Raw genomic sequence first — 11,547 nt, forward strand, 5'->3', positions numbered from 1 at the left:
TCATGTCGAGTCCCGAGTCAGACAGGTCAGGGGCTGCCGGTCACACCGCCAGCCCCGCGAACCGCTAATCAGTCGTACCGCCCCGCACGCTGCGGGTGTGAGTCCGCTCTCTCGGGCAGCTGGCCGTGGTGACAGGAGTTCCCTCTCTTGATCGCTCACCTCGGAGTCCTCGATGCCCTTTGCCCTGTACCTGCTTGCCCTGGCCGTCTTCGTCATGGGCACATCCGAATTCATGCTCGCGGGTCTGCTTCCCGCGATCGCCGCAGACCTCGACGTCTCCGTCGGCACCGCGGGTCTCCTGACCTCGGCCTTCGCGATCGGCATGGTCGTCGGTGCGCCCGCTATGGCGGCGTTCGCTCGACGCTGGCCACCGCGGCTGACGCTCATCGTCTGTCTCTGCATGTTCGCGGGATGCCACGTCGTCGGCGCGGTGGCGACGTCGTTCCCGACTCTGATCGTCACGCGGGTGCTCGGTGCGCTCGCGAACGCGGGGTTCCTCGCGGTAGCCCTCGGCGTCGCCACGACACTCGTTCCGCCGGACCGGAAGGGGCGTGCGCTGTCGATCCTGCTGTCCGGCACGACGATCGCCACCGTCGCTGGCGTGCCCGCGGGCGCTCTGCTCGGCACCGCGCTGGGGTGGCGCGCGACGTTCTGGGGGATCGCGATCCTCTGTGTCCCCGCCCTCATCGGGATCGTCCGGGGCATCCCGCAGAGGAACGCTCGGGACGAGGCGAGCGGCGTCGCGCCGAGTCTGCGCGCCGAGCTCGCTCAGCTGGCGTCACCGAGGCTCCTGCGAGCGATGGGGCTCGGCGCGCTCATCAACGGCGGCACCTTCGCGGCGTTCACGTTCCTGGCACCGGTGGTGACCGACACTGCGGGGCTCGACGAAGGGTGGGTTCCTGTCGCGCTGGTGCTGTTCGGTGTCGGCTCGTTCCTCGGCGTCACGATCGCGGGTCGGATGTCCGATCAGCGACCCGGCCTTGCCCTCGGCGTCGGCGGCCCCCTGCTGCTGGCCGGATGGATCGCGATGGCCTGCGGCGCCACCCACCCTGCGTTGCTCCTCGCCCTGGTCCTCGTGCTCGGGGTGCTCTCGTTCGGAGTCGGCAGCACGCTCATCGCCCGAGTCCTGTACGAAGCCTCCGCAGCGCCCACGATGGCCGGCTCCTACGCGACCGCTGCCCTCAACATCGGGGCGGCCGCCGGACCGGTACTCGGTGCGCTCGGGCTCGCGCCAGTCTGGGTCGCCTCAGCGCTCACCGCCGTCGCGCTCCTCGTCATGATCCTCTCGCGAGCCTGGACGCCGCGGGCGAGCACGGCGTAAGCCGCCGTGACGGCGTCCGCCTCGGTCGCCTGGTGCTCCGAGAAGGCGCCTAGATCCAGGGTTTGGCGGGCGGCGCGGTGTCGAGTGGCCGGCCCTGGAAGTCTGCGGCCGCAACTCCCGACAGCGACCGACCAGTTGCCCATGCGAGCAGGTCGGAGAGCGTGCCGGAGACCCGCAGGTCCGTGTCTCGGACCCCTGGCCCGCATTCGGCCGAGGCCCACGGGTGGAACGCGCTCCGGTCATCCGTCGCCACGGCACTGACGAAGTGGTCGTGACGAGCCCAGGTGTCCAGGACCTCCTGCAGGATGCGTCGCTGGAGGACGGCGGGGACGTCGCTCGGGGTGACTCCGGCGTCGAGGTCGATGAGGTGCATCCACAGCTCGCGGGTTCTCAGCTCCAGCGTGTCCCTCACCGCGAGTGGCGACCCCCGTCCGTCCCGGACCTGGTAGTCCCAGCGGTCCTCGGGGAGCGCGGACCAGGCGGCCTCGAAGCTCCGCGCCTCCGCCGCCGAGAGTCGTGCCAGCTGCGCGGCGGTCAGCTGAGACCCGGCCTCGATCTCTGCATCGCGTGCCGCTCGGGATTCGTACATGGGGTTCCGAGACCCAGTCGCCGCCCAGTCCACGAGGCGAGCCAGCGCGCGTGCGTTGTAGGCCACGTGCGCGATGACATGGGCGCGCGTCCAACCGGGGAGGAGCGAGGCGTCCCGCAGCTCCCCGGCGTCCAGGTGAGAGAGGGCTTCGTCGAAGCGTGCTTGCGCATGGAGGACTTCTCGCAGACCCTCCGCTGTCTCGCCAGGAGTGCCGGGAGCTTGCCTTCCCCCGGTCGGGGGTGTGCTCTGGGCGGTCGCATCGGACACGTTCATCTTGCTCCTGCTCTCTTGTCTCTGATCGTCGTGGGAATCGGGGCCGGGCCGCCAACGGCGGAGCTCCGCGAGTCGTAGCTGAGCTCTCCGCCCAGTACTGTCGCGACGACCTCGATCGCCGAGATATCCGTCGCCGAGATCGGCGAGGACGCGAGCACGGTCATGTCGGCGAGCTTGCCGACCTCGAGGGTGCCCTTGTCTCGCAGCTGCCCCGTTGCCTTCGCGGCCCACTCCGTGTGCGTCCGCAGTGCTTCTTCCGGCGTGATTCCCTCGCGCGTCCCGAGGATCTCGCCGCCCGCGGTGAGGCGGTCCACGGCTGACTGCATGCCTCTCCTGAGATTGTTGTCTGCCACTGGCAGATCCGACGAGCCGGTGAGGATCCCCCCGGCATCGATGATCGACCGCCCACGGTAGAGCCAGTCGCGGCGTCCTGCCCCGACCCGCTTGAGGATCTGGTCGCCGAGGGGCCCGATGAACCCTGCTTGAGGGGTCACGGCGATTCGCAGGCGCCCGGCGCGTGTGACCTGGTCTGGTCGGGCGATCCCGAAATGCTCGATCCTGCACGGCGCCGGGAGGGGGCCGTAGAGCGAGTGCGCTTCCTCGATCAGGTCCAGAGCGAGGTCGATGGCGGCGTCGCCGATGGCGTGCAGCGCAAGCGGCCAGCCCGAGCGGTAGATGGCGAGCGCCTGCTCTCGGTAGTGCGCAGGCTCATCGAGCAGGTACCCGCGATTGTGGTCGTGCCCGCAGAAGTCCTCGGTCACGGCTGCCGTCGCGCCGAGCAGTGACCCGTCCAGGAACACCTTGACGTGCCCGAACCGCACCTCGTCGGTCCCGAAGCCGAAGCGCACGCCCAGATCGAGGCCCCTCCCCTCGCCATGGCCGTGGAAGTCGGCTGGGTGCGCGTGGAGCGGACGGAGGGCGTCTGCGGCCGGCATGAGCTGAGCGCGAGCGTGCAATGAGCCTCGCTCGGCCGCGGCCTGGTAGGCGGCCACCTCGACAGGGCTGTGCCCGATCCAGCCGCCGCCGACGCCGGCCTCGGAGAAGCTGGTGATGCCCTCGGCGGCGTACCTGGCGGTTGCAGCTTCGATCGCGTCCACGAGCACATCCTGCGAGTAGGGCATGAGCAGTGCCTGGACAAGGCCTTGCGCTGCCTCTTCGAGCACACCGGTCGGTGCACCGCTCTCGTCCAGGAGGACAGCTCCGCCTGCTGGCGGTTCGAAGCCGTCCCGGAAGACGCCGATCCTTCGAAGCGTCTCGGTGTTGACGATGGAGGCGTGTCCAGACGTGTGGCGCATGGAGAGCGGGTGATCACCGGTGATCTCGTCGAGCCGCTCGAGGCTGGGGTATCTGCCGTCATAGCGAGCCTGATTGAAGCCCGTCACGTGGATCCAGGCGCCAGGCTCGTCGTCGACCGCAGCGACAGCTGCCTCTATCGCGCCGTACAGGGATGCGTAGGTGGGGCTGTCGCCGGCGTCGACCGCCCCGAGGCTGAGCCCCCACCATGCTGTGTGGCAGTGCGCGTCGATGAATCCCGGGGTGATGCAGGCGTCGCCGAAGTCGATCTCCTCGCGAGCACTGATGCCGGTGAGGTCCTGGTCGAACCCGACGATGCGTCCGTTGAGGATTCCGACGCAGCTCGCCTTCGGTCGCGCCCGGTCCATGGTGAGGATCTCGTGGGCCCGGATCTTCACGTCGATGTGCATGGTGCTCTCTCTTCCCTGTTGCTCGTTGCTCGCCCTGATCCGCGCGACGAGGTGCTAGTGCTTGAACCCCGGAAGGCTGACGCTGAAGCGCGGCGCGATGGCACCGCAGACGGCAGTGATGATCGAGATGAGTGCCAGCATGAGGGCGGCGGGCCACCAGGAGTCACTGGCCGTCGCGACCAGTCCCGTGACGATGAGCGGGACGAAGCCGGCCACCATGGCGGCCGTGTTGTTCGCCACCGCCACGCCCGTGTACCGGGTTCTCGCGGGGAAGAGTCCGGTCAAGACGGCTCCCGTGCCGGCGTAGGGGAACGACAGAGTCGACACGGCCAGCACCATCGCGAGGATGACCAGGGTCGGGATACCTGAGGTGAGCAGCATGAAGGCGGGAATCGCCACGATCGCGGACGCGATTCCGCCCCAGAAGATGACGCGGCTGGAGCCGAACCGCGCCCCGAGTCTCCCGGCCCAGACGATCACGAAGATCTCCGCCGTGGCGGCGGCGATCGTCCCGAGAAGCATCAGCCACGGTTCATAGCCGAGCACGTTGACGCCGTACCAGACGCAGAAGGTGGTGACCAGGTAGAAGCCGCCCATGCCGAGGAGCGAGGCACCCAGTCCGACGAGGATCTGGCGCCAGCTGTGCTTGAACGTCGTCCGGACCGGCGTCGGCGCTGTCTCGCCGGCCGCCTCGAGCTGGCGGAAGACCGGTGATTCTTCGAGTCGGCTGCGGATGTAGATGGCGATGAGCAGCAGCGGAAGGGAGAGCAGGAACGGGATCCGCCAGGCCCACGAGTCGAAGTTCTCCTGCGTGAAGAAGAACGTGATGAGGAAGAACCCGCCTGACGACAGGATCGTTCCGATCGGAGAGCCGATGAGGGGGATGACCGCGTAGCGCGCCCGCAGGTGCAGGGGAGCGTTCTCGACGACGAGCGTGAGCGCTCCCGACCATTCACCTCCCACGAAGAGCCCCTGGACGACGCGGAGGAGCACGAGCAGGATCGGGGCTGCGATGCCGATCGCCGCGTAGGTGGGCAGGATGCCGATGAGCCCGGTGATGAGGCCGATGCCGATGATGGTGATCATCAGCGTCTTGCGTCTCCCGATCCGGTCGCCCATCGCCCCGAAGATGATGCCGCCGAGCGGGCGGGCGGCGACGCCCACACCGAACGTGGCGAACGAGGCGAGCGCTGCTGCGCTCGCGTTCTCGTTGGTGAAGTACTGCACGTTGAAGACGAGCGCTGCGGCTGCGCTGAAGAGGAAGAAGTCGTAGTACTCGAGTGCGGTGCCGACAAGTGCGCCGATGGCGACCTTGTTGGCGTCTCTTGAGCTCAGCTCTTGTACTGCGCTGTACTCGATCGTTGCTGTCGGTGCGTGGTGGCTCATGATGATCTCCAGTGAGGATCTGGCCGGCAACCGCCGTATGCGGGGGCCCACAGGAAGCCTCCCAGGAGGTTCGTCATCATTTCGGGGGCATCGGCTCCCATCTTGCTCCCCAAATCAGTGCATCTGCACATAATGTGGAGGTCATGACCTCACCCTCCCCTTCGGGGATCTCCCGACATCCCCGAACGGAGGACCGCGAGCGCTGGCTCGCGATCATCGACCTGATCGAGGTGCCGCAGCTTGTCGAAGCGTTCATGGACCTGATCTTCACCATTCCCGGCTACGCCTCATCATTGGTGCCGCGATCCGAGATTCGCAGGACGGCGACCCAGGCGTTCGATGCGATGATCGACGGGCTCAGGGAGGGTGGCCTGCCGGACGTGGTCGAGGTGGCCAATCGTGTCGGTGTCTCACGCGCCCGTGCGGACGTTCCGCTCAGTTCCCTGATGTCGGCCATCCACGCCGATTTCCAGGTGCTCTGGGAGGCCGTGACTCGGACCGCGTCCCCCTCGGACGCGGGCCTCATCGTGCGGCACACGGCCGTCGTCATCCGAACCGTCGACGAGTACGCCCACCGGGCGCAGCGCGCGTACGTCGCCGAGCGTGAACGCATGCAGGGCGAGGCGTCGGCGGTGCTGCAAGGCCACATCGCAAGTCTCTTCGAAGGGGCTCCGGCGAACGATCGGCTCCAGGCTGTCGCCGCGCATCTCGGTGTGCAGGTCTCGGCGCCTCTGCTCGTGTGCGCCGCCGTGGGGTCGGACACGGAGGCGCTGCGTCTGCTGCTCGCGGACTTCGATCGGGTCGGCACGCGATTCTTCACGCATACGGTCGCCGACGGGATCATCGCCTTCGCGCCACGGAGTCCGTGGGGTGACCGGACTGCTGCATCCGCCGCCCAGCTCCAACGCCTGCGGGAGCACCGGGTTGGCCTGGTGGAGGCTCGTCGCGGGCTCCCCGAGCTCGGTCAGACTGCTCAAGTCGCTCTGTCTCTCGCTCGTCTGCTCGGCCCAGACGAGGTCGATGCTCTGACGTGGGAGCGGGGGTGGGCGCGTTTCGCGAAGCGCGCAGTCGTCGATGCGGGGGTGCCGCTCCTGGCGGATGTCGATGCGGCGCTCGCTCGCTGCGGCCCCTCTGAGCAGACTCGTCTACGGGAAGCGGTCGTGAGCTATCTGCGGACCGGGAACATCAGCGCGTCGGCGGCAGAGCTCTTCTGCCACCGGAACACGCTCGGCAATCGCCTGCGGCGGTTCGCCGAGGTCACGGGCCTGGACCCGATGCTGCCCGGCGATGCCGCACGACTCGTCGTGGCCTGGAGCTAGGACTTCGTGCGAGAGACCTTGTCCGGAGCCGATGGTGCCGGGCGATCAGCTCTGAGGCACGCCTAGTCGAGGGTGCCCCAGGCTGCGATGGCCGCGTCGAGCTCCGGTGTCTGCCCGTCGGAGTCGCGGACGTCGCGGCCTGCGAGCGCCGCGTCGATGGCCTGGTGCATGGCGAGGCCTCCCGACGCGGGTCCGCCCGGGTGCCCCTGGATGGCGCCGCCGACGCCCAGCACGATGTCGTTGCCGAGATCGCCGACGTACGTCGCCACGGTGCCCGGGTGCACGCCGCCGCCGATGATGGGCGCCGTGCTGCGGAGGCCAGGGCGGGGCACCTTGAGCTGCTGCGCGGTCTGCAGGTACTGCAGCCGCGTGATCGGGTACCCGCCGTACGGAGTGTTCACGAGCGCGAGGTCGGCTCCCGCGAGGCGGGGGAGCAGGCCGCTCGCGATGGGCGAGGTCATGCCCGTCGTGGCGTTCTCGAAGTAGGGGGCTGAGCCGGCGAAGTGCCCGAGGATGGGAACGTCGACCGCGTCGGCGAGCGCCTCGACCGAGCCGTAGCCCACGTTGGCGTAGCAGACCATGACGGCGCGAGCTCCCGCATCCACGGCTCGTCTGGCAGTGTCGAGCATGCGGTCCGGCCGGTCGGAGACGTTCGGGATGTACATGGTGCGCCGGCCGGTGACCTGCGCGGCGCGGTCGAGCGCCTCGTTGTAGGCGATGACACGGTCGACGACGGGCGAGAAGGCGGTGTTACCGAGCAGCTCGTCGTCTTTGATCATGTCGATGCCGCCGAGTGCCGTCTCGTATGCGATCGCGGCGCCCTCGTCGGGGGTCAGGCCCGTGCATGGCTTCAGCATGTTGAGCAGCAGGGGGCGCGACTCGACGTCGAGCACCCGCCGGAGCCCCTCGATGCCGAAGCGGGGGCCAGCGAACGCGTCGAGGCGCGCTCGCGGGAACTCGAGGTCGACGAGCTTCGCCTCGAGCGACGTGGAGGCGTCGTTGCCGATGAGCGTCGTGAGCAGCTGCGGGATCGAATCCCCGATGTTCACTGCCGGCACGCCGATCGTGGCGAAGTACCAGCTCGCGTCGTCTGGCGCCGAAGTCGTCGTGTCGGCGGCCGGGATGGGCTGGATGCGCACGATGCGCGCCTCGTGCCTGTCGCGCAGCTCGCGCGTGAGGCCGGGGACGGGAAGCCAGGTGCCGGTGGTCTGGCCGACTGCGAAGCGCTGGACGACGGCGTGCGCGTCCTGGCTCGCCGGCAGCGTGAAGACGTAGCTCGCGAGGATCAGGTCGCGCTCGAGGGCGAGGTCGGCGGGGACGAATTCGATGTCCATCAGTGGTCCTCCTGCTGCTCGGCGAGCTCCTGCTGCTTGGCGGTCGGTGCCGGGGCATCGGCGCCGATGCTCCTGGCCAGCTCCTCGAGGATCTCGGCGGCACCGTCGTGGGCGTGGTGGCCGACGACGCCGATCGCGATGTCCTTGACCTCCTGGCGGGCGTTCTCCATCGCGAAGGGGAAGCCGATCTGGGTGAGCCAGGCGAGGTCGTTGCCGCCGTCGCCGAGGCCGAGGGTGTGCGCTGGGTCGACGCCGTGCTCCTCGAGCATGGTCTCGAGCGCATGCCACTTCGTCGCATCCGGCGCCACGAACTCGAAGAAGCAGTACATGGAGCGGGTGCCGGACGGCGCGGCGTCGAAGATGCGGTCGGCGACCTCGTCGAGTTCCGCCTCCCTGCCGAAGAGCATCACCTTGGTGATGTCGTCAGGCAGCTCGTCGGGATCGCCGACGATGATGTCCCGCTCGTTGAGCTCCCGCAGCATCCGCGAGCACTCGCCGTCCCGGTCGACGTAGATGTCGGTGACCGACCACCAGGTGCGTTCGAGCCCGAGGCGCGCGCCGAGGTCCAGGATGCGCCTGGCCTCGGCGTGCGTCATCGGCGTGATCGTCGTGTTGGTGTCCTCCACCGGGTCGAAGATGACCGCCCCGTTGTTGCTTGCGACCGTGTTGCGGATGCCCGCCTCTCGCGCCAGCTCGAGCACGTTCTGTCTCGCCCGTCCGGTGAGGAGGATCACCGGGATGCCGTGCTCGACGAGCGAGCGGAGGGCTGCTGTCGTGCGCGGGGTGAGCTGGTGGTCGGCTCCGGCGATGGTCCCGTCGACATCGAGTGCGACTGCGCGCACGGTGTCGAGGTTCACGGATGCTGGCACGAGGGGGTGCTCCTTCGGGTCGGGTCGGGTCGGGTCGGATCGAGGTCAGGCGGTCGGGCGTCGAGCGGCTGCGTGGTGCGGCGGGTGCTTGGAGCTCGTCGTCAGCCGGCGGCTCCGAGGACGGCGCCGAGGCCGAGCACGATCGTCGTCGCCGGCCAGATGGCTGCTGCCGGCGGGTCGATGTGCGTGTCGCCGTGAGACTGCCACAGGCGGGCGAAGAGTTCCCCGAACCAGGCTCCCAGCACGCCGGCCGCGGCGCCGATGATGATCGCGAGGGCGGCGTTCTCGCCGACCAGGGGGTAGAAGGTCGCGGCCGCGATGGAGGCCGGCAGCGTGATGTGGTGCGTGACCGGCACTGGCTGGCCTGCGGAGAGGAGGATCAGGGAGAGCGCAGAGATGCCGAACACGAAGGTCGACGCGTTGGCGGCTTCCGGGAAGGCCTGCAGCAGTGTGATGGAGATGAAGGAGGCGAAGAGCCCCGCTCCGACGCCGAGCGCCGTGTTGATGCCGAAGCTCTCCTGGGCGCGGATCCAGGAGCCGGCGTCGTTGGGCTCGAAGGAGTCGAAGCCGCTCTTGCCTGAGTTGTTCCGGGCGAAGACCTTGGTGCGCCCGAAGAGGACGCGGGCGAGGATGGCGCTGATGACGACGGTCAGGGCGACGGAGTCGGTGATGGCGCCGAAGCCGGGGATGATCGCGATGAGCTTCTGCACGAAGTAGCCGAAGAGCCCGAAGACGGCTCCGACGGCGAGCACGTCCGGCTTGGCGAGTGCGGCGAGGGGCAGGACGATGTCCTTGCCGTTCTCCATGTAGCCGCGGCGTGCCGCGTACGCGGTCGCGGCGACACCGCCGGCGAACGCGATGTGGGGGCCGAAAGCGGGACCGAACGCGAGGCTGCTGATGATGGGTGCATCCGGGACCGCGACTTGTGCGACGAACCCGACGATGACGAGCACACCGGTGAAGACGAAGGCGTGCAGACTTCCGATCGCTGCTCCGAAGAAGCCACCTGCCAGTGCGGCGAGGATGGAGAACAGGTCGATTTCCATGGGCGAGGCCTTTCTCGACACGCGTCACCGTTGACGCGAACTCCCATGAGCATATACAAGTCTATACATGCATGTGCAAGCATTGACATGTTCGTACACCGATCGTACGCTCGGCTCTGGCGGAACACCGCCCCGTGATCACAAAGAAGTGGGACGAAATGGCAAAGTACATTCTCGGCATCGACGAGGGCACGACGAGTGCCCGCGCGTTCATCATCGATGAGGACTGCAACGTCGTGGGCTTCGCCCAGGCGGAGCTCACGCAGCTCTACCCTCGACCCGGCCTCATCGAGCACAACCCTCGCGAGATCCTCAACACCCAGCTCGAGGTGATTCGTGCCGCTCTGCGCGACGCGAACCTCGAGCCGAGCGACCTCAGCGCGGTCGGCATGACCAACCAGCGCGAGACCGGAGTGGTGTGGGACAAGGAGACGGGCGCGCCGATCTACAACGCCATCGTGTGGGCGTCCAGGCACTCGGTGGAAGTCGTCGAAGGCTGGGTCGAGCAGGGCATCGGCCCGCTCATCCAGGAGCGCACGGGCCTGATCCCGGATGCGTACTACACGGCCTCCAAGATCCGCTGGATCCTCGACCAGGTGCCGGGCGCCCAGGCCAGAGCTGAGGCGGGCGAGCTGCTCGCCGGAACGATCGACACGTGGCTCATCTGGAACCTGACGGGCCGCAAGGCCTTCGTGACCGATACCTCCAACGCCTCCCGCACCATGATGATGAACCTCGAGACGCTCCAGTGGGATGAAGAGCTGCTCGGTCACTACGGGATCCCTCGCAAGATGCTCGCCGACATCGTGCCGAGCGGCGAGATCGTCGGCGACCTCAGCGCGACGTTCGGGGCCCCAGTGCCGATCGGCGGCAACCTGGGCGACCAGCAGGCTGGCCTCTTCGGGCAGGCCGCCTTCAGGAAGGGGCTGAGCAAGATGACGTACGGCACCGCTGGCGTGCTGAACATCAACTCCGGTGACAAGCCGCAGCGCATCGAAGGGCTCACCCCGAGCGTGGCCTGGACTGTCGAGGGCAAGACCTCGTACGAGATCGAGGGCGTGCTCTTCGCCATGGGCAAGACCATGCAGTGGCTGCGCGACGACCTGCAGCTCATCCACGCCGCCCCCGACAGCGAGTGGTACGCCGGACAGGTGGCCAGCACCGAGGGGGTGTACCTCATTCCCGCCTTCACTGGTCTCGCGGCGCCGACCTGGGACCCGCACGCTCGCGCGGCCATCATCGGCATGAGCAACGCGACCACCCGACTGCACATCATCCGCGCCGCCGTGGAATCGATGGTGTTCCAGACCCGCGACGTCGTCGAGGCCGCGACGCAGAGCGGCGAGATCTCCATCTCTGAGCTGCGCGTCGACGGCGGCGCCGTCAAGAACAACCTGCTCTGCCAGTTGCAGGCCGATGTGCTCGGCATTCCAGTCGTGCGTCCCAAGATCGCGGAGGCCACCATCTTCGGTGCCATGCTGCTCGGCGGGATGTCGGCCGGCATCTTCGCCGACCTCGAGGAGGTCGAGAGCAAGTGGAAGGTCGACCGGGTCTTCGAGCCGCAGCGCTCGCGGGATGAGGCCGACTCGATGTACGCCGGCTGGCGCGCTGCTCGGGAGCTCACCATGGGGTGGGCCAAGAAGGTGGCGTAGCGACTCCCTTTCCGCGAGATCGGAGGTGCCCTCTGGAACATCCAGAGGGTACCTT

General features: G+C 68.3%; 9 protein-coding genes. 3 read left to right on the forward strand and 6 right to left on the reverse strand.

What is annotated here, in order from left to right; genetic code table 11:
• The first annotated feature begins 172 nt into the window (after window positions 1–172).
• Window positions 173–1,321: a Cmx/CmrA family chloramphenicol efflux MFS transporter gene (locus tag ITJ61_RS18610; protein WP_194687102.1), complete on the forward strand. Its 1,149-nt coding sequence runs from the start codon at window positions 173–175 to the stop codon at window positions 1,319–1,321.
• A 49-nt stretch (window positions 1,322–1,370) separates the two neighbouring features.
• Here the strand turns inward: ITJ61_RS18610 and ITJ61_RS18615 are convergent, their stop codons facing one another.
• The 3 genes from ITJ61_RS18615 to ITJ61_RS18625 are packed head-to-tail and all read right to left on the reverse strand — an operon-like array spanning window position 1,371 to window position 5,272.
• Window positions 1,371–2,183, reverse strand: coding sequence for a maleylpyruvate isomerase family mycothiol-dependent enzyme (locus tag ITJ61_RS18615; protein WP_104306015.1), 813 nt, complete (start codon window positions 2,181–2,183; stop codon window positions 1,371–1,373).
• Window positions 2,180–3,886 (reverse strand): amidohydrolase, encoded by a 1,707-nt coding sequence (locus ITJ61_RS18620; protein WP_104306016.1) that lies wholly within the window; start codon window positions 3,884–3,886, stop codon window positions 2,180–2,182. Before ITJ61_RS18620 ends, ITJ61_RS18615 begins: the two co-directional genes overlap by 4 nt.
• A 54-nt stretch (window positions 3,887–3,940) precedes the next feature.
• A complete protein-coding gene (locus tag ITJ61_RS18625; RefSeq protein WP_104341836.1) occupies window positions 3,941–5,272 on the reverse strand; it encodes an MFS transporter in 1,332 nt (443 codons plus the stop codon).
• Between the two features lie 143 nt (window positions 5,273–5,415).
• Here ITJ61_RS18625 and ITJ61_RS18630 point away from each other — a divergent pair, with 143 nt between their 5' ends.
• Window positions 5,416–6,591, forward strand: coding sequence for a PucR family transcriptional regulator (locus ITJ61_RS18630; protein ID WP_194687103.1), 1,176 nt, complete (start codon window positions 5,416–5,418; stop codon window positions 6,589–6,591).
• A gap of 62 nt (window positions 6,592–6,653) precedes the next feature.
• Here the strand turns inward: ITJ61_RS18630 and ITJ61_RS18635 are convergent, their stop codons facing one another.
• From ITJ61_RS18635 to ITJ61_RS18645, 3 genes are all read right to left on the reverse strand, one after another.
• A complete protein-coding gene (locus ITJ61_RS18635) occupies window positions 6,654–7,925 on the reverse strand; it encodes a RuBisCO large subunit C-terminal-like domain-containing protein (RefSeq protein WP_104243102.1) in 1,272 nt (423 codons plus the stop codon).
• A complete protein-coding gene (locus ITJ61_RS18640; protein ID WP_194687104.1) occupies window positions 7,925–8,794 on the reverse strand; it encodes an HAD family hydrolase in 870 nt (289 codons plus the stop codon). The genes ITJ61_RS18635 and ITJ61_RS18640 overlap by 1 nt, the downstream gene beginning before the upstream one ends.
• 101 nt (window positions 8,795–8,895) lie before the next feature.
• Window positions 8,896–9,840 (reverse strand): hypothetical protein, encoded by a 945-nt coding sequence (locus ITJ61_RS18645; RefSeq protein WP_104243097.1) that lies wholly within the window; start codon window positions 9,838–9,840, stop codon window positions 8,896–8,898.
• Window positions 9,841–9,998: 158 nt separating this feature from the next.
• Between ITJ61_RS18645 and ITJ61_RS18650 the strand changes: the two genes are divergently transcribed.
• Window positions 9,999–11,492, forward strand: a complete 1,494-nt coding sequence (locus ITJ61_RS18650) for an FGGY family carbohydrate kinase (RefSeq protein WP_104243095.1) — start codon at window positions 9,999–10,001, stop codon at window positions 11,490–11,492.
• Window positions 11,493–11,547: the final 55 nt, after the last annotated feature.

The sequence above is a fragment of the Pseudoclavibacter sp. VKM Ac-2888 genome (assembly GCF_015351285.1).
Taxonomy (GTDB): domain Bacteria; phylum Actinomycetota; class Actinomycetes; order Actinomycetales; family Microbacteriaceae; genus Pseudoclavibacter.